Source organism: Leptolyngbya sp. AN10, assembly GCF_050565645.1.
Taxonomy (GTDB): domain Bacteria; phylum Cyanobacteriota; class Cyanobacteriia; order Leptolyngbyales; family Leptolyngbyaceae; genus Leptolyngbya.
In genome coordinates this window covers 47,816-70,230 of record NZ_JBNXVP010000023.1, presented here as the reverse complement: position 1 = coordinate 70,230, position 22,415 = coordinate 47,816, and the positions used below count along the sequence as shown (strand labels likewise).

The window sequence follows — 22,415 nt, the reverse complement described above, 5'->3', positions numbered from 1 at the left end:
TTTGTTCTGTTAGCCCCGAATTCATTCCGGGGCGGGTGAGCGCAACGAACGATACGTTTCAAACATCCTATTAGCTCAAGATGAGAATGAACGATACGTTTCAAACATCCTATTAGTTCAAGACGATTGTACGATCGCTAAAATCAATCAGTACTAGCGTCGAGCATTGCCCATAAAAGCATCGACGAAACTGCTATAAACCTCATTCGATTCAACAGAAACCCGATCGCATTCTACATATTTTTTTGGCGGCTCTTGAATCCGATCATTCAAATATTGGCTAATCGCTTCGTAAGCAACATTAATCGCTTTAAATCGCTCGGTCGCGCCTGCATAATTTGGATTCAGATCTGGGTGAAATCGTCGTGCTAATTGACGATAAGCGACTTTGACTTCCGAAAGTGAAGCGTTAGAAGCAAGATGAAGCGTCGCGAAATGAGCTTCTAAAGTTGCTCGATCGTCCGAAAATTTCACAGCAAATCCTCTTTGTCAATGGAGTTTTCCCTGAGTATAGAGAGTTTGCGATCGAATTTCTTCCGTATCCTTCCACTTCACAGAAAATTTAAGCAAATCTTGGCGGTCTACCGTTCACCAAGAGCGATCCGACGATATTGACGGCTCCATTCAACGTAATCGATGGGGCAGAGATCACAACCGAAGTCGTGGCATTAATCCGAATCGTTGTCGTTGCTTCTAAATTAAGCATTCCAGGAGTCGGAACATCTAACGATGGAGCAGTCGGAGAGGCACTAATCGTAATGCCCGGACTATTCAAATAAGTTTGCTCTGGTAAAATTCTCGCGATCGAGAGTTGTCCAGCCGCGATCGTCACTCCTCCGATCGAGAACTGATTCACATATCCGGCAGAAAGCTCGATCGTGCTGCTTGAATTCGCAATTTTCCCAGGCAGCAAACTCATAAAGGTATTCAATGCACCGGGTGTTTTCGCTTGTGCTCCTAATGAAAGGAACTGTTTTGCAGTTGATAAACCCGTTGGTGAAATTGAATTTGCGCCTGCATTAATCACAACATGACCGCCTGTATTCAGATTGATTTGCGGTAAGGTCGAAACTGTTAAAGCACGATCGATTAAACTAATACTTTGACCGATCGAACTATGCAGTGCAATTCCTGGATTTTGCGGCGAATCGGACAAGCTTAATTTCTGATTTTGTGCTGTTTTTAATCGCATCCCGTTTAAGTTAGATCGATCCTGATCACACAAATCAATTTCATGATTGCTTGCAGTTTTAAGATGAATTCCTTTAAGCGATCGCATTAAACCATTGCCAAAAAGTTCTGTTCCCGCGATCGCAGTTTGAGCATTAGAACTTTGCAGCGGATCTTCTTCTGAAAATTGCAGTTGATGTCCAACTCGTGTTTTGAATGTGCGAAGTCGAACGGCTCCAGTTGCATTGCCTTGAGCATTGATCGAATCCTCGATCGCTTCTGGTGTTTTATCTTTCCCGTTCCAAACTCCACCCAAAATGTAAGGTCGATGAATGTCCCCATGTTCAAATGCAACTAACACTTCATCGCCAATCTCTGGTAAACAATCAAAACCTCGATCGGCTCCTGCTCCGACCTGTACCATCCGCGCCCAATAGCTATTATGCTGCTCAGAAAGCGTCGGAAACATGACTCTGACCCGTCCCCAACCTTTCGGATCACGATTGTCCGTCACAATGCCAATTAAGTGAGTTTGTCCCGGTTGTAGTCGCTGCTGTGAGTTCAGAGTACTTAGTAAATCACCACCCCGTAATCCACGAACATTAAACTCTGTCGTGTAAGTTCCATTGCTATAAAGATGGCGCGTCTCAGTCACATAGTACCGACCGCTATACTTGCCCATCTCATTAAGTTCGATCAATCGTCCAGGGCGAATTTTAGGATTCCCGATCGCTCTTGCATCCGCATAGATAAATTCTCCCCCCAGTTCATCCACCAACGCCTGAGCCATCATTTCCGCTTCTTGGGGTGTGAACACAGGTTGATCAATCACAATCATGCTAGGAGCATTCGGCTTACCATTAAACGCTTGACTGGTCTGTGTGCCATTCCCTTGCTTTGTCGTTGTTACAATCTGCTCTTTATGGCAAACTGCAACGATCGATTGTTTCTGACTATAATCCCAGCCTCGAACTTCAACGGAACTCACCTGTTCTGCACTGCTCAACCGCGCTCGAAAACTGGTAATGTCTTGCAACCAGCGCAAATTCAATGTATTGTTCGCAGCAGGCTTGCGGAAGTGTAACTGACCATCAGTAACAAAGAACTCAAATCCAATTCGTGAAGCCCGCTCGCGCAGAAACTCCATGTTGGTTTGATTTTCCTGAAACACATAGCCATTCACTCCATTGATATCGTTGTAGCCATGTGGACCCGATGTCGTCTCGATCGTGCCGCAAGGAATTCCCACTTCATGAGCAATTTTGCGAACAATGTCACTATCCGTCATGTTTTGGAACGATCGATTATGTCGTCCCCGATGCAAGCGATGAGAACAATCATAGCCGCGAACCACGATCGGAGCGCGACTATCCGCCGTGAAGTGAGCTTCGATCGCAGTAATTTCCCCTTCGATCACATAGTTTGAATTTTCTCGATCGACTAGCTCTACAGCACTTTCACCAAATCCAATCCGAACCGTTTGCCCGAACTGGAACAAAGACTCATGTTGCCACGGTTGATCGCCTGCATCTCCGGGTGCGTAAGGATTGCTAATCACCAACGTGAACATCGCTGGAAGATGCAAACTTTCTTCGACAGAAACTTGCAGAATGTCTTCAATTAAATTGTTCGGCGCAGGCACTCCACCCAGTTCGAGTCGAAGGCTTGCAACAAGATTCGCCATAGTCGTAAGCTTACCAATAAAGTTACTTTTTCGCTCTCACAAATTGCGTCGCTTCTTCCAGAGACAGATTCGCTACTGCTCTCACCGGAGTTCCATCAGGAAGAAACAAAGTGTATTTATAGTCAATTTGTTTCACAAAGCAGCGTAAATAACGATTTTGTCCCCAGCAAAACGTATAGATAGGAGGTCGTCTAACCGTACTTCTGACCATGTATCCGGTAGGTATACCAGAACTAAGCTTCATCGATTTGAGCAAAGGATCAATGTACCGGGTCTTCACGCTAATGCCTTGCTCAAACGTGTCAAATGTGATGTTACTAATCGCGAGCTTTGTCGGATTGGGTCCAGCAAAACTGGTTTTACGCAAACCTGTCTGGGTGCGACCTTCAGGTTTCGTTTCAAGGCTGTGATCGAATTTAAGTTCAGTTGGATTGTATTGAAACACGATCGAGCCAGCGTTACCCGATGCTGCACCTCGAATCCCAAGTCTTGCCGCTTCATTGGGGGAGAGCAACAATCTTGCTTTCTGCAATCTCCCAGAGGGTTGCTGTTTAGGCTGAGACGATTGATTCCAAGTTCGATTCCAAACAGGGCTTGGGGGAGAGAAAACAGGTCGAAAAAGTGGCATAGATTAGCTTCCAGATTTCAAAGTTTGTTACCAGGGCAAACGACCCGAATAATGATTTCCATGTCGTTCTCGTTCAATTTCTAGCCGTTGTCTCAATAGTCCATAAATCTCGCGAGCGAGAACTTCCAGATTGTTCGCATCATTAATACTTTCTTCTTTCGGTAATGTTCTATCTAAGGCTTCATCGACTGCCGCAGAGAGTACATTATCCGCATAGTTCACCTCTCCAGGAACTTTGCCAAGTGTTTCTGGATTGACTGAGTTTTTAGAAATAAATTCATAGTTTTTAGCTTGAATGGGAGCATCACTGGAGCTTGTATCACTATAGTCGCGATCGCTAAATTCGGCGTAGTCGATCGCAAATTGCATCGGCTGTACTTCTGGAACTCTGACACTAATCGGATCATTGTTCTGAAATTGCGGATCGATTGTTCTCTGAATCGTTGGTGGACTCGATGAAGGGATAGTTTGATCGAGATTCCAATCCGTCTGCGGTGGCTCTGATTCTCCTAAAAGTTCTTCGATACTGTCCCAGGAGTCAGGCGTGTTGTCATTTTGGTCGAGGTCTGAATCGAGCCAGGTGAAATCGTCGATCGAGTCTATTAGTTTCGGTTGTACAACAGTAGATTCACTCTCTGGCTGATTCGGTGCAGCGATTAAGGATTGAACAATGCCTAATGGCTTTTGAGTGCGAGGCTGAAGACCTAAAGGAAGTTGAGGTAAATTGCCTTGTGCGAGAAGCTGTGCAACAGTTGGTTCTGGATCTGATTGCTGTTGAATGGGTTGGACATTGATCGAAGTTATTTCTTTGCTTGTTGGTTCTGGTATGGTCTCAGCAAATTGTAAAGTATTAGTCGATCGCTGAATTGCTTCTTGAGAATTGAAAGTATCGATCGACTCTAAATTCGCTGCTGGATCGCTTTCAATTGTCTTAGCTTGTAAAGGGTTGCTAAACGTATCAGAGAATGAATCTTGAGCAGAAATTTCAGATGGAAGTGAACCGGAATCATTCAACAATTCGGTTACTTCCGTTTCAGGTGAAATACCCTGATCTATTTGAACGAACTCGAAACTATCAATTTGCTTTGTTTGAAGTGGTAATAAATTTGATGTTTCGATCTTTGGAAGCGATTCGCTAATAGAATTAGTTTCTTCTGAGGTGGATTCGGGAGCTTGTTCTGGAATTGCTAATGGTTGAGATGAATTAGAGATAACTTGATCTAATCTCTGCTCGATCGATGGAGAATCTTGAGCCTGCTGAATTGGCAAAATCGTCTGGTTAAGTACATTGGAAACAGCATCAGCGGCACTTTGTAAATCCTCTACCTGCTGAATGTCCCTCTCAAACTCAGGTGAGATGTCTGATTCTTCTTTGGATGATGCTTGGATCGGAGTTTGAAAGCTGGATAGTTCAGGCGAAGGCTTGATCGCTTCGTTAATATCCAATTGCACAGAAGAATTCGGAACCGATCGCTGAATGGTTACTTCTGGTAGTATTTGAGAATTTCCATCAAGCAATTTAAGCTCGTCTGTGATTTCTGAAATATGACTATCAGCGATCGTATTATCACTTCTTTCAGCGTTAGCTTCAATCTTGAATTGCGCGATCGCATTCTCAATCGTTAAATTAGGAACACTGTCTTGCGCGGCTGTTTCAGGATTGCTATCTATGCTTGAGAATGCTTGAACTGGCTCAAAATTAACATTTTGCTCCGATTGAAACGGTATCGAATTCGGTGTTGCGATTGAATCATTGTCAATGCTTTCTGAAGTAGATTCGAGAATTTGCTCTGAGAGTGTTGATCGCTGAATTGTCGTGATATCTGAACTAACGCTGAACGAATTATCTGATTGTGCAGAAGGCTTGGTCGCATCAGAATTTGGCGAAATTGTCGATCGCTGAATTGGAGGCTCGATCGTATTGATCGAATCAGCTTGGATATTTGAAACTTCCGAACTTAAATCTGTACTGTCAGACTGCTCGGTTTGTGTGTCTATCTGACGCGCCGATGATTGCTGAACTGGAGTTTCAGCGAAGAATGATTGAGATGTAATTGTTGTGGTTTGAGATGCGATCGTAGAACTCAATTGTTCAATTTCATTGTCCTGTTTAAGATTAGCTACAGCATCATGATCCGTATTTTCAAACTGCTGAATCACCGCACTATTCGGAAGGATCTCGTGATCTGCCACAGAGCTTTCACTCAAACTACCGTTTGTACTTCCATTCTCCTGAGGTTGCACCCCAATTACTTCAGAAACCAAGCTCTCCGAAATAGCAGGCTCAACATAACGTTGGACAGGACTTTCTTCTGTAGCAGTTTCAAAATAAGTTGCTTCTTGAAATTCCTCGTTCGTTTCTAGAACAGGATTCTCGCTGATTATCGTTTCAATATTTGGTAGTGTACTGGCTGCTTGAATCGGTGTTTCAGGAATGGGAATGCTTTCTAAAGTCTGACCACCAGTGAAGTCTGAACCTATCTGCGAATTAATCGGTGCCTGTTCTAATAGTTGTTCTGTACTGAATGCTTGAACAGGTAGCTCAGGAATAGAACTATTCTCTGAAGATTGAACATCAACAGATTCTAGACTTATTTGCGAATCGACAAGTGTTTGTTCTATGGGTTGTTCTACTGTGCTGAATGCTTGAATAGGTGGCTCAGGAATAGAACTATTCTCTGAAGGTTGAACATCAACAGATTCTAGACTTATTTGCGAATCGACAAGTGTTTGTTCTATGGGTTGTTCTACTGTGCTGAATGCCTGGACAGGTGGCTCAAAACTAGGAATGCTTTCTGGAGCCTGACTATCAGTACATTCTAAATCTATCTGCAAATCAATCGGTGGCTGTTCTAGCGGTTGCTCTACGCTGAATGCTTGAACGGGTGTTGCGGGGATGTTGACACTTTCTGAAGATTGAATATCAACAAAATCTGAGCTTACCTGCGAATCAATTGATGATTGTTCTAGCGGTTGCTCGATGATTTGATCAACCTGTGATTCAATTTCATCTAAATTCTCAATAGTATCTGCTTGAGCGAATTGCTGAATCGGCTGATTGTCTAGATTTGTTGCATCTGGAGTAGAAGCGATCGCTTCACGATTCTGGTCTACTTTATTGCTGAAAAGACTCTGCTGGAATCGTTGAGTCAGACTTTGAAAGGATTGTTTGAGCGATTGACCCAATGTAGGCTTAGGAGGTGTCGATCGCTGAACGGGCAATGTCTCAGTCCCGCTTGGAGCCGGAGCTTCAGTCTTCTTAATGCCCTGATCAAATGCAACGTTAATGGAATTAGTTTCAGTTCCACTTGTTGATAGTTCAGGCTCGATTGGTAATGTTACTGCTGGCAGGATATCTGGCTGAGAGAATTCCTCGATCGAAGGTTGTGAAAGATCTATTTGCTCTGTTGATAGTATCTCAGCATCACTAATCCAAGCTTGAGAACTATCAGAATTCGCTTTCTGTTGAATACTATTTTCTGGTAATGGCGCTATAGCTCCAAGTTTTTCAAAACCTGTAGCTTCTAAAGATTGCTCAATTGGGTCGGCTTTCTGTTGAATCGTATTTGATTCTAGTGATAATGCTGCGGGTTCAGATTGTGAAAGTTCTGTATCTGCAACTTCTGAAAATTGTTGGATGGGTTGATTTAAAGTTTGTGCATTGTCCTGGAATGTGAGATCACCTGCACTAAACGATTCTGAAACTGTCTCCGCTACGGGTAGCTGTACAGTTTCATCTGTCAAAGCTTGTAGTTGAATACTATCAACCTTTTGCTGAATACTATCTACTTTTGTTGGCTCAATGAAGTTTTCAGATTCTAAGTCATTTACGCTTTCCACCGCTTGCTGAATCGGCTGTGATGGAACTTGTAGCTCTCTAGTCGATTCTGAATTTTGTGCATCTGCGGCTGTAAATTGATCGGTCTGTAGTAGCTCAGGAAGCTCGATCGTATCACTATCAGGTTTTACGAATTGCTGAATCGGGTCGATTACTTGTGACTGTTCCGCCTGTAATAGCTCAGAAAGCTCGATCGTATCGCTATCAGGCTCTACAAGTTGCTGAATCGGGTCAATTACTTGTGACTGTTCCGCCTGTAGTAGCTCAGAAAGCTCGATTGTATCACTATCAGGTTCTACGAATTGCTGAATCGGCTTAGTCTGCGATTCTACAAAATTTCCTGATACTTGTAACTCGTCTTGGATCGTATAGATATCAGACTGTAGCGCAGTATCCTCTAATTGATTATTTGATTCAGAAACATCCGCTTTTTGTTGAATGCTGAATACTTCATTTAATCCTGATGATGCTTGAGGTTCTAGCTGTTCTGATTGTACGATCGACGATTCAATCTGAGAGACTTCCAGTGTTTGCCCGTTAGACTGTGATTCTATCGCTTCATTCGCTAAAACTTTCGCTTGAGCAACTTCGGGTTCAACGATCGAGAAATTGCCATCAACTGAATTAATGCTCGTACTTTGCTGAACAGGAACTATCTCAGGCTCAGAACCATTAGAAATCGGAAAATCTTGAAACTGCTGACTAATCGATTGATAGTTCGCAATGCCATCAAACGGATCACTTTTCAGCATTCCTAACGGCTTCGCGCCTAGTGGCGTAATAAACTTAGGTTGAAGCAATGGAATCCCCAAAGGACGTTTAATCCCCAGAGGTTCCTGGTCTAATTGTTCTTCAGACAAATCACGAGCATCAGAACTATCAGAAAATTCCGCCATCGTTCAAGCCTACCGATAGTATTACTTTCTTTTGACCACTTTGAGTTCTTCAAATGCAAGACTCAATTCTTCGATCGCCAAATTCGTTGAACTCGCCTGAAACGAAGGCGCTTTCCAACCCACAGGAACGGCTGAAACTAATGTCCAAGCTTGCATCGTTTCTCCAGCTTGATTAAACAATAAAATCGTCACATCTCGCCGCTGAAACTTCTTTCCTCCACTAAAAGATGTCTCCAACCACTGATAGAACATCAAACTATCTGTGATACCGCGACTCAAAGTAACTTCTGTATAGCTCACAGGTCCTAATAAAACCTGCTGGCGTGTATTAAGACCGCCCTCTTTCAGCAACGTTGTATTATTCTTCGCACTCAAGCCCTGGCAGCTAGAAAAACACGCAGTGAGTGTACTTTCCATTTCGACATAGAAACGGTTTGCTGTCACATAGTTAAACGCATGAGAAAGTCGATCGCTAGTTGTAGGACGAGATTTAGCAGACTGCCTGCGTTGAGAAAGACGAATTTGAGGTCTGGGTCGAGAAAACATTGGTTTAGTTAATAACGACTGTATCGATCGCGATCGCGCATCAGTTCTTCTTGCATTAATTCATAAACCCGATCGCTTAATTGCCTCATTAACAATGGATCTTTTAGCACCGTTCCAACCATTGCTGCCATTAGATTATGTTCTTTCTGAGAGCGATGACTTAATGTTTTCGCAGGCGCACAAAAGCCCGCAGGTGCAACCGGATAAGCGATCGAAGTAATCGATCGACGAAGCTCAACTTTCTGAGGTGGAATTGGGGGAACCGCAGACATAGAACCAAGAATAGAGATTTGCCCGTTAGTCTAGACTAACGAATCATGCTCGTATAGTAGCCAAAAGTCGAATCAACCAAGCTTCTGTCGTAAGTTGCTAATTTCCGTTACCCAACGTTGTCGATCGTGATGTTCCAAGCTCAAAATCTGTTCTAGTGACCAATGGAAATGCAGCGCGATCAATGCTACCTCTTCGTGCAACTGTTCCGAAGGGTAGCTCAAAACTCCCCCGATAGTGCTAACTCCACTTGAAACTGCTCTTGACAATGCGGACAATCAACCGGAATGTGAGCATCGCCTTGCTGATTGATGCGGTTATAAAACTCGCGCAAGTAAGCTAAATCTAGACTAAATAGATTTTCTAACTGTTCAGGTGTAACAAGGGTGAGCATACCTAAACGAGTAATGACTTGGGACAGCAGCACTAAAACAGCATAGGCAGGATCGTCTTGAGTTCTGAGGTCTCGTGCAACGCTCAGTTCGTCTCTGGCAGTTGCAAGCCGCATCACGCCTTCTCGATGAACTTGTCCTTGCTCATCTACAAAGCCTTTAGGCAGCGTAAACTTAAACTCAGTAATTGGTAGGCTCATCATCTGGAGAAAATCAGAAATTGGAACTATGATAGTCGCTCTTGTTCTGATCTCAACATTGAATCTAAACTGCTTGCAGTTCAGGCACTTCTTCTAATTCATTAATTTGCCGATAGAAGTTTTGCAGATAGTTCAAATCACAAGCAAAAAAACCTTCAACGATCGCTGGCGTAATTTCTTCCAAAGCTCCCAAAACAGTAATCACTCGCGACAGAATGATCACAGTTGCATAGGCAGGATTCGCTTTCACTCTCGGATCGCGCATCGGAACAATCTCATCCATTGCCGTAGACAAGCGCATGATCCCTTTACGATGAACATTCCCATCGCTGTCTAGATAGCCTTTCGGAAGCACAAACTCGAATTCTGTTTGCATCATGATTAACTCACTCGCTTAAATTCTTCGATCGCTAATTCTAATTCTTCGATCGCTAACTCATTCGCAGTTACGTTACTGCCTGCGAAATTATAGCTGACCGGAAACGCTCGGAGAAACTGAAACCTTGCGCCCTGTGTTCCATCTTGCCGATAGATCACTAAAGATCCATCCTTGCATTGATCTCGCCAATTCCCATTCTGCACTGATTCAATCCACGTCCAGAACGATAGAGAGTTCGTCATTCCTCGTTTCAAAGTCAAATTTCCAACTTTGTGCCCGCCCGGAATCTTTGTCCGAACAATCCGACCTGGAGCCGTCGATCGACCCCATCGCTGTGGAGTCACTTCACAAGCTTCGATCACCTCCTGTGTGTACTTCAGCCCTTTGCACTCCATAAAGTAGGCATCAACCGAGGCACTCCCATCTAACACTAATTCAACATAAAATCGTGAAGTCGTCAGAACTTCGGGGAACAGATTCGACTGATTCTTGGATCTCATAAGCTTTCAATGTAAAAGAAGCTTGGCGAACTAACCTCGCCAAGCACCAGCAAATTCAACAGAGTAACAGTGATTTAACGTCCACCACCACGCGCCACATTGACGCGAACGAGTCCAGCATGAGCAATATCGATCGTTTCTCGGAACAATTCATTGCTATCTGCACTCACCTTAGTGGTTTTGTACTTCGCAGGAACCGCATCAACTACGTTCCAACGAGCACCTTCTGTTCCATCTTGGTTATAGAACACTAAAGAGCAAGCCAAACGCTGTTCCATCTGCCGTCTCGGACCGCCATCACGCGGCTTCGGATGACATCTGAGATACCAATCTAGCAGCGTATTGTTATCCGCAGTCGAAACAAATTCCAACGTCAAATTAGAAGTTGAAACACCTGTAGGAGTCGCTTGCGTTTGTGTTCTTGCACCACCACCCGCGCCTTTCGTGGAACCGATCGGCTTAGATTGATCCGTTGTCTCGATCGAGATTGCGATCCCGCTCGCTTTTGCAATCAATAACTGAGTTTTACCATCAATTTCAAAGTAAAACCGACTGAGCGTAAGATACTCAATCACATTACGGCGACTCTGAAAGTTCAGATCAAAGGATGCGACCATGCTTGTTTTCCTTGCAATAGAAGATTAATTAGAAAGCGCTTTGGCTCGTGACAGGCTGTGAGCTTGCAATCCGTCCATCATTCGACGCTTGAACTTGAGTCACTTTATCAATGTGTTCTGCTACAAATTCATAAGTTTCGACAGCTAGATCACCCGCAGTCACATCCGCACCACCGATCGAGTATTTTTTGATCCAAGCGCGATCGAGGTTCCATCGCAGTACTTCAGTTTTACCATCCGCATCGTAAACCACTACTGAAGCTGCTTTCCGATTGCTTGCCCATTCGCCATCTCCGCCGTCGCTGGTCGGCATACAAGCTTGGAACCATTGATAAAGCCGATAGCTTGCACTCTTCGGATGTCCACTGAGGAACACTTCGATCTTCATTGTTGGATTGCTTTCATAGCCGCCCGATGTGGTTTGGCGTTGAGTCACAATTCCGCCTGCACCGTTGTAAGTTGCAGCGATCGCTTTTTGGTTTCCGGTTACTTTGGCTTCGTAAGAGAGTTCAGTCATACTCTTGATCTCTAAGCCCGTCATCCCATCAAATTCGATGTAGTAACGACTGGTATTCGTCGTAAATCCTGGCATTGGCATTGGTCGATTCTCCGAGAAGATAGAAAAGTACAGAAGTGGGGAGTGGGGAGTAGGGAGTGGGGAGTGGGGAGTGGAGTAGGAAGAGAAAGACCAAGCAATTTGTTCATCTATTCTCTACCCTCTACCCCCTACTCCCCACTCCCCACTCCCTACCTCCCCTTAGCCTTCATCATCCTGCGACGACCACTGGCTGACGCGGAAGATCACAAATTCAGCCGGACGCACTGGGCAAACTCCAATCTCAACATAGAGACGACCGAGCATCATCGTATCCGGCGTGTTCAGTTCTTCATCGCACTTGACAAAGAATGCTTCCGAAGGCGATGCCCCGTACAATGCACCTTCACGCCACAAGCGAGTCAGGAAATTGTTCACCGTCCGCTTCACCCGTTCCCACAGATCGCGATCGTTGGGTTCAAACACGGTCCATTGTGTGCCAAGCTCGATCGATTTCTCGATGTAGCTGACCAAACGACGAACATTGATATAACGCCATTGTGTATCGCTCGGTTCTGCCAAGGTTCTTGCACCCCAGACACGAATTCCACGATTCGGGAACGGACGCAGACAGTTAATTCCCAGAGGATTGAGCAATTCTTGTTCGCGGAAATTACAGTCGTAAGCAAGACCAATCACACCGCGTGGAGTCTCGTTTGCAGGAGCTTTGTACACTCCGCGAGTTTCATCTGTACGGCTCCAAATGCCTGCCATGTGTCCTGATGGTGGAACTGCGATCGGCTTTCCTCCATTCCGAGGATTGGGCACCGTAATCCACGGATAGTACAATGCAGCAAACGGCGATCGACGATTAAAATCTTCTGTCAGCCAGCGGCTCACTTCTTGAGGCTTAATGCGATCGGGTGGCGGATCGAGAATCACCATGCGGTTTGGTGGATTTGGAACATCTCCATCAGCAGCACCTTCACACAGACTTACCATCAATTCCATGATGCCGTGAACTTGATCAATATTCATCAAGTTTGCTTCGTAGACGCGCATCAAGTCAGGGCAAGCCATGATCGTGATTTCATCAATCTCGAACAATCCACGTACCCCAGTACGATCGTCGCGATTTCCATGCACATCTTTCGAGAACCGCTGCGGATTCGAGGGCATCGGAGGCGGGCTGACTTCGTAGAAACCATTCGACGGTCTGCGGCTCAAAGGACGACCGACCGTTGGATCAATATGTGCAACATCGAGATATTGAGAAGATTGCAGTGCAGTCACCACATAGTCCGCAACACTCGTTTCTGCTTCGGGATTCATGGTTAAATGCTCGAAGCGCTCTAGTTCTTGACCACTTTGGCGCACAGAGACCGTAAAGAATTCTCCTGTGTCAAAAGTACTATCATTGTCATCTTCAGAAGGCTTCGGAGTGCTGCTAGTGATCTGAACTGTAACAGTTCCATTTGCAACCGTGAGCGCACTACTGTTCGACTGAGGAGCCAGAGCAGCACTCTTTCCAGACAGTTGACTTTCTTCCCGCGTTTTCAGCGAGAAATTCAGACTAGGACGATTGCTCCGATTGCTGATTTGGGTTCCAATCTTTGCAGGCTGAGTCGGCTGTGTACCAGGAAGCTGTGTTCCAATGCTCATCACCCAGCAGCGCCCGCCACCATTTTGAAACCAACCATTCACCGTAAACGGCAGATAAGCATCAAAATCGGTATAACCATCAGACATCGGGCGAGCAAAGTACTGTAAATACTCATCCCAACTCGTGACAAGCATGGGTTTGAACAGTTCTGCACCATTGCGAACATCTTCAGTAAAGCCCACAAAGCCCGCGATCGCAGTTGCCACCCCTTCGATCGGTCGGCTTCCACGCTGGACTTCTTCGATATACACACCAGGAGCAAAATAATCGAGTCTTGGCATAGCAGTTACTTAAGTAGGGACAGCAAGCTAGGGATCAAGGGTGGGTAAGAACTGCAAACGAATAGGCACAACTAACTCAGCCTGAAGTTCCGGTTTTTCCAATGCCTGAGATTTTCCTAGCCAAGTTTTGAAAAAGAATAGACTATTGCTGATTCTTGCGCCCTGGCGAATTCTATTCGGAGGGCACTCATCATTGACCTTCAGGTTAGTCATCCTTCTTTGGATTGGTTATTAGCCATTAGTCGAGATTTGTTCTGCCAAATTGCGAGTACAGTAATGATTGCTTGAATGAGTTTTATCAATTCAATGGGTAATCATCTTGCGATCGCAGCAGTTACGGCATCGTTTCAGCGGATTCTTCAGGAGAGCCTTCAGGAGGATGTGTACGGGGTCAGAGTCACCACCCTGAAACCAAATGCGCTCGATGGTGGAACAACTGAAACGGGCGTGAATATCTATATGTATCTGGTGACTCCGAATCAGGCATATCGCTCTCCAGAGCCGATGTCGCGTCGTCCTCAAGGGGAAATGGTCAAGCGATCGCAGATGGCGTATGATCTCCAATTCCTACTTAGTTTTTATGGAAATGAAAATGAACTAGAGCCACAACGTCTCTATGGCAGTACGGCACGATTGATGCAAGATGGCTTTACGCTGACTCCAGAAATGATCCGCGACACCTTAGCTGATCCAACCTTGAGCTATCTGGCTGAATCTGATCTACCCAATCAGCTAGAACCGATTCGACTTGTACCAACAGAGATTTCAGTTGAGAATTTATCAAAAATCTGGTCTGTTTTCTTTCAAACTCCTTATTCATTATCTTGCACTTATAAAGCAACAGTTATCTTTATCGAAGGAACAGAGCCAGGAGAAAGAGCTTTACCTGTGCGCGATCGACGTGCAGTTGTGCTTCCATTTCAAACGATTATTGTTGAACAAATTATTGCTCAAGGTGGAAGCCGAAAACCAATTCTCTCAACGAGTACGATCGTGATTTCTGGACAACGACTCTACCATCCCGAAGCACGAGTGAGAATTGCTGGGATTGATGTCATTCCTCAGAACGTAACGGATACAAACGTTGTGCTGAATCTCGATTCAATTCCACTCAACCAATTACGGGCTGGAGCACAAAGCTTACAAGTCGTACATCCAAATAGTTCAAGTATCGATCGCACTGCTGAATCAAATCTAGCTGCATTTGTTCTACGCCCAACCATTGAATCACTGACACTCGGTAACATTGATCATCGATCGTCTGGACAATGTGATACTGAAATCACAGTGCAATTTGATGTCATTGTTGGTGCGAGTCAATTAGTAGTTCTAGTTCTGAATGAATTCTCAAGTCAGCGATCGACAAGTTACGTATTCAAAGCAAAAGCACGATCGCAAGAGTCGCATGAAATTACGATCGCGCTTGAAGGTATGATGCCGGGAGAATATCTTGTCCGGGCACAAATCGACGGAGCAGAAAGCCTCCTGAGTTACGACACCGATCGCAATAGTCCAACGTTTAATTGGTACAACGCTCCCAAAATCTCGATCGTATGACCATTACAGACAACAGTTCAATCAATACTTGGCAAGCCACCAATCAAGCCTATTTGATGGCTTCACTTGCCCATGTTCGAGAATATTTAGCCAATCACATTGATAAAAAGCGATCGTTCTCAGAGTTCAATTCGCTAGAACAATCGCTATTACAAAGCTTAAACACACAATCAGGCTTACCTGCTCTAGAGCGGTTATGTTCAATTTTCGGCTTAAGTGAATTCGAGCGCAATGTTCTACTACTCTGTGCAGGAGTTGAACTCGATGCCAGTTTTTCCCCGCTGTGTGCTGCCGCTCAAGATGATCAACAACGCACTTATCCAACCTTTAGTCTGGCGCTTGCTGCCCTTCCAAATGCCCATTGGAGTGCCCTAACGCCTGCTGCACCTCTCAGACGATGGCGACTGGTCGAAATCGGTGCAGGCAACCATCTCACGACCAGCCCACTCCGCATTGATGAGCGAGTTCTACATTACTTAGTCGGAATTTCTCACTTAGATGAGCGACTAATGCAAATTGTTGAACCGATTGAAACCGAAGATAACTTAGTCGCTTCTCACTGGGAACTATCCGAACAATTAGTAGCAGCTTGGTCTACTCAGCAAGCTTATGAGTCTCTGCCAATTTTGCAGCTTTGTGGATACGAGAGTGCAAGTAAGCGATCGATTGCCGCAACCGCGTGCCATTTTCTCGGTCTCAATCTCTACAGCATTCCAGCCTATTCCATTCCATTAACTTCAAATGATCTAAGTCAGTTCAAGTTACTTTGGGAACGAGAAACGATTCTCAGTCGTAGTGCATTGATGATTGATTGTGATGAACTTGATAGTGCGGATTCTGTTCGAGAAGCTGCGATCGCACATTTAAGCGAGTCCCTGCAAACCCCGCTGATTATACTCTCCACAGATCGACGAAAAGCGCGATCGCGTCCGATGTTAGCATTTGACATCTTGCGACCGACTCCAGCAGAACAGCGATCGACTTGGGAATTTGCGCTGGGTGAAACGGCAGAAAAGCTCGATCGATACATTGATGAGTTAGTGACACAGTTCAGCCTCAGCACTCCAGTCATCCAAGCCATTAGCAATCAAGTACAAGCAGACCAGAAAACAACAGAGATCAAATCCCATCTTTGGAATGCTTGTCGCGCTCAAGCTCGTCCAAAGTTAGATGATCTAGCACAGCGGATCGAAACTTACGCAGGTTGGGAAGAGCTAATCCTGCCTGAATCCCAGATGAATACGCTGAAAGAAATTACGTCTCAAGTTCAACAACGCGCCACCGTTTATGGACAGTGGGGTTTTGCTGGAAAGAGCGCTCGTGGACTAGGAATCAGTGGACTATTTGCAGGAACGAGCGGAACAGGTAAAACAACTGCCGCTGAAGTGATGGCGCGAGAACTTCGGCTGGATCTCTACCGAATTGATCTCAGCATGGTGATTAGTAAATACATTGGTGAAACCGAAAAGAACTTAGGACGAATCTTTGATGCCGCAGAAATGGGTGGCGTGATTCTCCTGTTCGATGAAGCAGATGCTTTGTTTGGTAAACGAACCGAAGTGAAAGATTCGCACGATCGACACGCTAATGTCGAAGTTAGCTATTTACTTCAGCGAATGGAAGCTTTTCGAGGACTATCCGTTCTCACCACAAACCTAAAAAGTGCCCTAGATCAAGCCTTTCTTCGTCGGTTGCGCTTTGTTGTGCAATTTTCTTTTCCAGATGCCGAACAACGAGCAGAAATCTGGCGGCGAGTCTTCCCAAAATCATCGCCCACTCAAGAGCTAGATCACAAAAAACTAGGACAGTTAAACGTCGCGGGTGGCAACATTCGGAACATCGCCTTAAATGCGGCTTTTATTGCTGCGGATGCGAATGAACCAATCATGATGAAGCACGTTCTACTAGCAGCGAAAAACGAATATATGAAGTTAGAAAGACCTTTAACCGATGCTGAAATTCGGGGGTGGATCAGCTAAAGACAACCGCGATCGCACCCCTCACCGTTTACTCTTCTGTCATGGTCATCGCGACTTTCGGCTGAATGAGTGCAGGTTCACTCACAGTTACTCTCGGTTGAACTGGCTCTGATGAAATTCCTAACTGACTCTTTGCCTGATTCAAAGTAAAGCTAACCGTTGATTTTCCGGCTTCTAGCAATGCCTTTCCGGTCTCCGGTGCTAACTGTTCGCTTGAACTAATCCGATCGATCCAATCTCGCATTCCTTGACCGATCGCGATCGCAGTTTTCGATCCCCATTCCCCAACGACCAACACTAAGCAAACCACTAACCAAAGCAACAATCCTGTTTCTCGCAAAATACTCCAAGTGGTCATCACTACCGATCGATATGCACCAAAAGTCTCCGGGTCGATCAACAATTGCCAAAGTTTTGCAGCTTGCTCTTTAATTCGATTCATACTCATCATCCTTCCTGTAATCAAACTTTTGAAACGCAAAGTTTTCGATCGCCATTCTGACAGAAGACCCGCTATTTGATTCATTAAATTTCCGTATATTAACGGAATTGCTCGAAAGCTCTGAATCTATTTTCATGGGCATTCTGAATCTGTGCTTCATTCCGTATCAACTATCATTTGTTCGAGGACTTCCCAAATATGGCTAAATTCCGGACTCGCAAAAAACGCCGATTAGAAGACTCTGCTCCCGCCGTCCAAGATAGTGTATTTCAAACTCGATCGTTTACTGCACAACCGAAACAAAGTGCCGCAAATCCAGATCGAGGACATCACTTAGGAGAAATCTCAGTCTATCCAGTGCAAGCGAAGTTATCGATCGGGAAATCGAATGATCCTTACGAACAAGAAGCCGATCAAATGGCTGCCAAAGTTGTGAATGGTCTAGACAATCCTGAAGCAACCACTCATTCAGAAATTCAACCTTTGGTACAGACCAAATCCTCAGGAGAGAAAAGCGAATCGAATGACAATTTAGAACAATCGATCGAGCAATCGCGTGGAAGTGGAGAAGCTTTACCCGATGACACTCGTGAATCAATGGAGCGATCCTTTGGAACAGACTTCAGCAGTGTTCGAGTGCATACAGATGCCCAAGCAGATTCAATGAATCGATCGATTCAAGCTCGTGCGTTTACCACTGGGCAAGATGTGTACTTCCGACAGGGTGAGTACAAACCGAGTGATCGATCGGGCAAAGAACTGCTGGTTCATGAATTGACTCATGTAGTGCAGCAAACAGGTGCAGGAGTGCAGCGAAAATCCCTACCAGATCATGCAGGTGCATTGGTGCAGTGCATGAAACTATCATTACCTTGGAAGAAAAAACCAAAACAAGCAACTCCACCAAAGCAGACACTGCCTCCTTCAAAGCAGACACTGCCTCCTTATTCTCTCAAAGCGAATACAAACACGGTCATAGCACTTCTTGCCGATCCTTACACTCGATATCTGTTCTGGAGTTACGCTAAAAAAGAATATGCCACGGAAAACATCGAATGTTTTGAGGCGATTAGAAAATATCAGTCGCTGCCTTTTGACCAAGCAGAACAAGAAGCGCCTTTGATTTTCAGTACTTATATTGGTCCAAGTGCTGCGAGAGAAGTCAACCTTGAGAATACTACTCTAGTACGAACTATTCAAAATAGGGTTGAGCAAATGGATGACCAGAACTACAAAGACGTATTTAAAGAGGTTCCAGGAATATTACTATCTGTCATGGCAGACACTTTGAGCAGATTTGCTGGAACTGAGGTAGGGCGTGCCGCTGCTAAAGAGCTATTCATCCTTGGACAATTTGAGGCAGTGAATGACAATACAGCAGGTAACACCTCTAACGCTTAAAATGACCACTAATCTGGCTGAGAAGTAGTTTAAGAAGAAACACTGAGTTTCCTGATACTTCTGCTAGCAAACTCGACTTTTGTTGGATTTCCATTTGAGCTAAACCCAACGACAATGAAACCAATAAAGTCTCATAAAATTACTGAGACGACTGTAAGCATTGATGGGTTGACTAAGTAAACTGTTCGGCATTTGCCAACTCTAGTGAGTAACCCCCAAATCACTATGGGAATTGAATCACAAACCCAAAAGAAAGCGGCTCTCCACTCTGTTACCGATTATGCTCAGAGTATAGAGTCCCGCCAATTCTCCACGCCTGTTCCAAGTTCTTCGAGATCTGGAAGCCTTCAAACTCAACTCGATCGAGCCGATCGTTTCGGTCATCATCTTAGCCAAGTGCAAATCCAGCCTGTTCAGCGTCAGACCTATGTTCAGCGCAACGTCGTCGATGAAGAACAGGAGCGCGATGCAGAGATGCAAATGAAAGCGATCCAGCGACATGCTGATCCGGAGTCCGTCAAGTTATTACAGCGAATGCCTGACTTATCCCCAAAAGATAGTGGTCGATCGCTGCCGAAACACATTCAAACGAAAATGGAAAAATCGTTTGGAACTAGCTTCTCGGATGTTCAGATCCATGAAGGACCCCAAGCAAGTTCTGTGGGCGCACTCGCTTACACCCAAGGAAATCGCATCCATTTTGCACCCGGACAGTACAATCCCGATAGTTCTTCTGGGCAAGCTTTGTTAGGACACGAGCTAACACACGTCGTACAGCAAAGAGCCGGACGAGTTCCCCTACCAGACAATACAGGCGGACTCCCAATCAATGCTGACCCCAGCCTAGAGCAAGAAGCCGATGATATGGGAGCAAGAGCCGCTCGTGGTGAGCCTATAACTATGCCTGGAGCTTCAGGAATGGGAACACTCACCCAGCGAAAAAAACCAATTCAGAACAGTCAAGCTCCCGTTCAAATGTTCTTTATGGGATTGTTGCTGAACAACCTTCTACCGCCTGTGATCAAGTTACTGTTCCCGTCACAGGGCGGTAATGCAAACGCGAAAGCAGAGGACACAGGCGAATAGTTCTCATCCAAGTTTGCCCACTGATTCATCCATTAGGAGAAATACCCTTATGACCGCACAATTGCAGACTCAGAAAAAAGCCCCCAGTGTCGCTCCAGTGCAACAAAGCTTTCAACCCAGAGCCTTTCCTGCTCTGCAAGCGAAGGAAGATGAGTCGCTATCAGAACAAACAGAGCTTCACACCCAACTCGATCGTGCTGAACAATTCGGACATAGTTTCGGCAACTTACAAACTCACGCTGCTCCGACCACTGCGGTACAAGCCAAAGCTGATCCGATTCAGCGTGAAGCTGCGGCTGGGGGTGGAATCATGGAAATGTTGATGCCGATGATTATGCAACTTTTGCCAGCAATCTTGCCAATGTTGATTGGATTGATCTAGCCCATGATGAACACAGAACAGTACGCCACTAAAAAACCTGCTCAACCGCCCTTGCGTGACGGGTTTGAGTCGCGTCCGTTTGCGGCTCAGATGAAAGTGACGGAAGAAAGTCGTCCACTCGAAGCTCAACTCGATCGAGCAGAGCGGTTTGGTCATAGTTTGAGCCGGGTTCAAGTGTTAGCAAATCCGGTTCAAGCAAAGGTGATTCAACGCGAAGAAGGCGAGGAAGAGGAGATGCAAATGAAGGCAGATCCGATTCAGCGTGAAGAAGGCGAGGAAGAAGAACTGGGAATGTAATTCGACTTTCGGCTACTACTCGACGGTCATTAGTTTTTCTAAGCTAGTGACCGTTAGCCTTTTTAATTGCGCTTGATATGACTCAGCCCACATTGCAGATACAGCGTATTTCGGATCTGGCGTTTGGTATGGCAATTAGTCGTGCGATCGAGACAGAGCGAACCGATGCAAATTTTCGCGATCCGTATGCTCGAATGTTGGGTGGGCAATGTGGAGAGGCTTTTTTGGAAGGGATGGGCGGATCGTCTAAGGGTGCAGGTCACATGCTTGCCGTTCGGACGACTGTGATTGATGAGTTATTGTTAGAAGTGATTGAATTAGCTGAGATTGATACGGTTTTGAACTTAGCCGCAGGATTGGATACTCGCCCGTATCGAATGTCTTTACCTAAATCTCTACGGTGGATCGAAGTGGATTTACCACAGGTGATTGAGTATAAAACCAAGCAATTAGCAGAGGTTGAATCGTGCTGTGCTTTGGAATCGATTTCTCTAGATTTAACAGAGCAAAAAGCACGAAAGGGATTGTTCGATCGCATTAATCGAGAGTCGAGCAAGGTTTTAATCATCACCGAGGGATTGTTAGCTTATTTGAGTGAAACAGAAGTCGGTGAGCTTGCAACCGATTTGTATCAGTGCGATCGCTTTACTGGATGGATTACCGATCTGGCTTCTCCGTTGTTGTTAAACATGACGATGCAGACCTGGGGAGAGCAATTTACCGCCGCAAATGCAGCTTTGAAGTTTGCACCTGAGACGGGCGCGAATTTCTTTCGATCGTATGGTTGGGAGCCACAGACGTTTCGATTGTTCTTGGAGGAAGCAAGACGTTTGAATCGAGATGTTCCTTTTGGTTGGTTACTTCGGAAAGTGCCGCAATTGTTGAACGATGGTGTCGCGCTATTAGGTCGATCGTAAAATGAGTGAACTAGAAACTGAACCATTAACTCGTGAGCAAATTGAAGCACAGTTACTTGGAAAAGCCGCACACGATGAATCTTTTAGAACTGCATTGATCGAAACACCGCAGGCAATCTGGGATCGAGAGTTTGGGCAGACATTACTTTCATCCTTAAAGCTAAAAGTCTTACAAAACAGCTTGAATACTTTGTATTTAATTGCGCCAACTCAGGATGAAACACTAAGAAAAGAACTATCAAACAATCCAAAAGCTGTTTGGAAACGTCGATTTGGAACTACGAAGCTTCAAGGCTATACGATTCGAGTGATTGAAGAACAGCCTGGAGAGTTCTGCTTTGTCATGCCAACTTCGATCGACTTAGAAGCAGAAGCACAGTTTTTAGAAGAAGCTGCTCAACAGGGTTTCAACCTCGAAGAGCATACAGCGAAAGCTAGAAAAGAACTACGATCGCTAACTCAACGAAAAGTTCCAAAAACGAAGCTTGGACGAATTTTGCTGAGATTAGAAGGATTTGTGCTTGTTTGGATCAAGTCAAATCCGATCGTGGTTTCAATCCTGCGTCCGATTTATTGGGTACGATCGCTAATTTTTGCATGGCGAAGACTTTAGAGGGTGTTTGAAAAGCAATCGTTCATCGCATTCACCCGCCCGGAAATGAATCTCCGGGCTAATTGTGGGAAGCCCACTGAACTGGGCTAAGAACTCCGAATTGCGCTCTCAGTCCGCTTCAGCGGGGTTTCTTCCATTAGCC

General features: G+C 45.2%; 22 protein-coding genes. 8 read left to right on the top strand and 14 right to left on the bottom strand.

What is annotated here, in order from left to right:
• Positions 1–153: 153 nt before the first annotated feature.
• The 13 genes from ACQ4M5_RS27115 to ACQ4M5_RS27055 all read right to left on the bottom strand — a co-directional run bounded on the left by ACQ4M5_RS27115 (position 154) and on the right by ACQ4M5_RS27055 (position 13,599).
• The gene (locus ACQ4M5_RS27115; RefSeq protein WP_430678862.1) at positions 154–474 is read right to left on the bottom strand and encodes a J domain-containing protein; all 321 of its coding nucleotides are present in this window, start codon (positions 472–474) and stop codon (positions 154–156) included.
• 88 nt (positions 475–562) lie between these two features.
• Positions 563–2,854 (bottom strand): VgrG-related protein, encoded by a 2,292-nt coding sequence (locus tag ACQ4M5_RS27110; protein WP_430678861.1) that lies wholly within the window; start codon positions 2,852–2,854, stop codon positions 563–565.
• A 22-nt stretch (positions 2,855–2,876) separates the two neighbouring features.
• Positions 2,877–3,482, bottom strand: a complete 606-nt coding sequence (locus ACQ4M5_RS27105) for a hypothetical protein (RefSeq protein ID WP_430678860.1) — start codon at positions 3,480–3,482, stop codon at positions 2,877–2,879.
• A gap of 27 nt (positions 3,483–3,509) precedes the next feature.
• On the bottom strand, positions 3,510–8,216 hold the full coding sequence (locus ACQ4M5_RS27100) for a hypothetical protein (RefSeq protein WP_430678859.1): 4,707 nt from the start codon (positions 8,214–8,216) through the stop codon (positions 3,510–3,512).
• A 21-nt stretch (positions 8,217–8,237) separates the two neighbouring features.
• Positions 8,238–8,762: a phage tail protein gene (locus ACQ4M5_RS27095; RefSeq protein WP_430678858.1), complete on the bottom strand. Its 525-nt coding sequence runs from the start codon at positions 8,760–8,762 to the stop codon at positions 8,238–8,240.
• An 8-nt stretch (positions 8,763–8,770) separates the two neighbouring features.
• The gene (locus ACQ4M5_RS27090; RefSeq protein WP_430678857.1) at positions 8,771–9,034 is read right to left on the bottom strand and encodes a hypothetical protein; all 264 of its coding nucleotides are present in this window, start codon (positions 9,032–9,034) and stop codon (positions 8,771–8,773) included.
• A gap of 72 nt (positions 9,035–9,106) precedes the next feature.
• On the bottom strand, positions 9,107–9,256 hold the full coding sequence (locus ACQ4M5_RS27085; protein ID WP_430678856.1) for a DUF6760 family protein: 150 nt from the start codon (positions 9,254–9,256) through the stop codon (positions 9,107–9,109).
• Positions 9,253–9,627, bottom strand: a complete 375-nt coding sequence (locus ACQ4M5_RS27080; protein ID WP_430678854.1) for a phage tail assembly protein — start codon at positions 9,625–9,627, stop codon at positions 9,253–9,255. Before ACQ4M5_RS27080 ends, ACQ4M5_RS27085 begins: the two co-directional genes overlap by 4 nt.
• A 61-nt stretch (positions 9,628–9,688) precedes the next feature.
• A complete protein-coding gene (locus ACQ4M5_RS27075; protein ID WP_430678853.1) occupies positions 9,689–10,003 on the bottom strand; it encodes a hypothetical protein in 315 nt (104 codons plus the stop codon).
• Between the two features lie 2 nt (positions 10,004–10,005).
• Entirely contained in the window at positions 10,006–10,503 is a 498-nt protein-coding gene (locus tag ACQ4M5_RS27070; RefSeq protein ID WP_430678852.1) for a phage tail protein, read from the bottom strand.
• Between the two features lie 74 nt (positions 10,504–10,577).
• On the bottom strand, positions 10,578–11,120 hold the full coding sequence (locus ACQ4M5_RS27065; protein WP_430678851.1) for a phage tail protein: 543 nt from the start codon (positions 11,118–11,120) through the stop codon (positions 10,578–10,580).
• A 28-nt stretch (positions 11,121–11,148) separates the two neighbouring features.
• Positions 11,149–11,718 carry a phage tail protein gene (locus ACQ4M5_RS27060; protein WP_430678850.1) on the bottom strand — a complete coding sequence of 190 codons (570 nt, stop codon included), beginning with the start codon at positions 11,716–11,718 and terminating at the stop codon, positions 11,149–11,151.
• Between the two features lie 159 nt (positions 11,719–11,877).
• Positions 11,878–13,599 (bottom strand): phage tail sheath family protein, encoded by a 1,722-nt coding sequence (locus ACQ4M5_RS27055; RefSeq protein ID WP_430678849.1) that lies wholly within the window; start codon positions 13,597–13,599, stop codon positions 11,878–11,880.
• A gap of 306 nt (positions 13,600–13,905) precedes the next feature.
• On the opposite strand from ACQ4M5_RS27055, the gene ACQ4M5_RS27050 reads away from it, so the two are divergent.
• Both ACQ4M5_RS27050 and ACQ4M5_RS27045 read left to right on the top strand, forming a co-directional pair.
• Positions 13,906–15,156 (top strand): DUF4255 domain-containing protein, encoded by a 1,251-nt coding sequence (locus ACQ4M5_RS27050; RefSeq protein WP_430678848.1) that lies wholly within the window; start codon positions 13,906–13,908, stop codon positions 15,154–15,156.
• Positions 15,153–17,135 carry an ATP-binding protein gene (locus ACQ4M5_RS27045; protein WP_430678847.1) on the top strand — a complete coding sequence of 661 codons (1,983 nt, stop codon included), beginning with the start codon at positions 15,153–15,155 and terminating at the stop codon, positions 17,133–17,135. Before ACQ4M5_RS27050 ends, ACQ4M5_RS27045 begins: the two co-directional genes overlap by 4 nt.
• Positions 17,136–17,163: 28 nt before the next feature.
• Here the strand turns inward: ACQ4M5_RS27045 and ACQ4M5_RS27040 are convergent, their stop codons facing one another.
• On the bottom strand, positions 17,164–17,577 hold the full coding sequence (locus ACQ4M5_RS27040) for a hypothetical protein (RefSeq protein ID WP_430678846.1): 414 nt from the start codon (positions 17,575–17,577) through the stop codon (positions 17,164–17,166).
• A 198-nt stretch (positions 17,578–17,775) separates the two neighbouring features.
• Here ACQ4M5_RS27040 and ACQ4M5_RS27035 point away from each other — a divergent pair, with 198 nt between their 5' ends.
• The 6 genes from ACQ4M5_RS27035 to ACQ4M5_RS27010 all read left to right on the top strand — a co-directional run bounded on the left by ACQ4M5_RS27035 (position 17,776) and on the right by ACQ4M5_RS27010 (position 22,273).
• The gene (locus ACQ4M5_RS27035; protein WP_430678845.1) at positions 17,776–18,978 is read left to right on the top strand and encodes an eCIS core domain-containing protein; all 1,203 of its coding nucleotides are present in this window, start codon (positions 17,776–17,778) and stop codon (positions 18,976–18,978) included.
• A gap of 225 nt (positions 18,979–19,203) precedes the next feature.
• Positions 19,204–20,064: a DUF4157 domain-containing protein gene (locus ACQ4M5_RS27030; RefSeq protein ID WP_430678844.1), complete on the top strand. Its 861-nt coding sequence runs from the start codon at positions 19,204–19,206 to the stop codon at positions 20,062–20,064.
• Positions 20,065–20,113: 49 nt separating this feature from the next.
• Positions 20,114–20,446 carry a hypothetical protein gene (locus tag ACQ4M5_RS27025; protein ID WP_430678842.1) on the top strand — a complete coding sequence of 111 codons (333 nt, stop codon included), beginning with the start codon at positions 20,114–20,116 and terminating at the stop codon, positions 20,444–20,446.
• Between the two features lie 3 nt (positions 20,447–20,449).
• Entirely contained in the window at positions 20,450–20,743 is a 294-nt protein-coding gene (locus ACQ4M5_RS27020) for a hypothetical protein (protein WP_430678841.1), read from the top strand.
• A gap of 77 nt (positions 20,744–20,820) precedes the next feature.
• Positions 20,821–21,660, top strand: a complete 840-nt coding sequence (locus ACQ4M5_RS27015) for a class I SAM-dependent methyltransferase (RefSeq protein WP_430678840.1) — start codon at positions 20,821–20,823, stop codon at positions 21,658–21,660.
• A gap of 1 nt (position 21,661) precedes the next feature.
• The gene (locus ACQ4M5_RS27010) at positions 21,662–22,273 is read left to right on the top strand and encodes a hypothetical protein (RefSeq protein WP_430678839.1); all 612 of its coding nucleotides are present in this window, start codon (positions 21,662–21,664) and stop codon (positions 22,271–22,273) included.
• Positions 22,274–22,415 lie beyond the last annotated feature (142 nt).

What these genes read in the sequence shown, in the direction of transcription:
- ACQ4M5_RS27110 (WP_430678861.1), bottom strand. Translation starts at nt 2,854, where the DNA reads ATGGCGAATCTTGTTGCAAGCCTTCGACTCGAACTGGGTGGAGTGCCT.
- ACQ4M5_RS27105 (WP_430678860.1), bottom strand. Translation starts at nt 3,482, where the DNA reads ATGCCACTTTTTCGACCTGTTTTCTCTCCCCCAAGCCCTGTTTGGAAT.
- ACQ4M5_RS27100 (WP_430678859.1), bottom strand. Translation starts at nt 8,216, where the DNA reads ATGGCGGAATTTTCTGATAGTTCTGATGCTCGTGATTTGTCTGAAGAA.
- ACQ4M5_RS27095 (WP_430678858.1), bottom strand. Translation starts at nt 8,762, where the DNA reads ATGTTTTCTCGACCCAGACCTCAAATTCGTCTTTCTCAACGCAGGCAG.
- ACQ4M5_RS27090 (WP_430678857.1), bottom strand. Translation starts at nt 9,034, where the DNA reads ATGTCTGCGGTTCCCCCAATTCCACCTCAGAAAGTTGAGCTTCGTCGA.
- ACQ4M5_RS27080 (WP_430678854.1), bottom strand. Translation starts at nt 9,627, where the DNA reads ATGATGAGCCTACCAATTACTGAGTTTAAGTTTACGCTGCCTAAAGGC.
- ACQ4M5_RS27075 (WP_430678853.1), bottom strand. Translation starts at nt 10,003, where the DNA reads ATGATGCAAACAGAATTCGAGTTTGTGCTTCCGAAAGGCTATCTAGAC.
- ACQ4M5_RS27070 (WP_430678852.1), bottom strand. Translation starts at nt 10,503, where the DNA reads ATGAGATCCAAGAATCAGTCGAATCTGTTCCCCGAAGTTCTGACGACT.
- ACQ4M5_RS27065 (WP_430678851.1), bottom strand. Translation starts at nt 11,120, where the DNA reads ATGGTCGCATCCTTTGATCTGAACTTTCAGAGTCGCCGTAATGTGATT.
- ACQ4M5_RS27060 (WP_430678850.1), bottom strand. Translation starts at nt 11,718, where the DNA reads ATGCCAATGCCAGGATTTACGACGAATACCAGTCGTTACTACATCGAA.
- ACQ4M5_RS27055 (WP_430678849.1), bottom strand. Translation starts at nt 13,599, where the DNA reads ATGCCAAGACTCGATTATTTTGCTCCTGGTGTGTATATCGAAGAAGTC.
- ACQ4M5_RS27050 (WP_430678848.1), top strand. Translation starts at nt 13,906, where the DNA reads ATGGGTAATCATCTTGCGATCGCAGCAGTTACGGCATCGTTTCAGCGG.
- ACQ4M5_RS27045 (WP_430678847.1), top strand. Translation starts at nt 15,153, where the DNA reads ATGACCATTACAGACAACAGTTCAATCAATACTTGGCAAGCCACCAAT.
- ACQ4M5_RS27040 (WP_430678846.1), bottom strand. Translation starts at nt 17,577, where the DNA reads ATGAATCGAATTAAAGAGCAAGCTGCAAAACTTTGGCAATTGTTGATC.
- ACQ4M5_RS27035 (WP_430678845.1), top strand. Translation starts at nt 17,776, where the DNA reads ATGGCTAAATTCCGGACTCGCAAAAAACGCCGATTAGAAGACTCTGCT.
- ACQ4M5_RS27030 (WP_430678844.1), top strand. Translation starts at nt 19,204, where the DNA reads ATGGGAATTGAATCACAAACCCAAAAGAAAGCGGCTCTCCACTCTGTT.
- ACQ4M5_RS27025 (WP_430678842.1), top strand. Translation starts at nt 20,114, where the DNA reads ATGACCGCACAATTGCAGACTCAGAAAAAAGCCCCCAGTGTCGCTCCA.
- ACQ4M5_RS27020 (WP_430678841.1), top strand. Translation starts at nt 20,450, where the DNA reads ATGATGAACACAGAACAGTACGCCACTAAAAAACCTGCTCAACCGCCC.
- ACQ4M5_RS27015 (WP_430678840.1), top strand. Translation starts at nt 20,821, where the DNA reads ATGACTCAGCCCACATTGCAGATACAGCGTATTTCGGATCTGGCGTTT.
- ACQ4M5_RS27010 (WP_430678839.1), top strand. Translation starts at nt 21,662, where the DNA reads ATGAGTGAACTAGAAACTGAACCATTAACTCGTGAGCAAATTGAAGCA.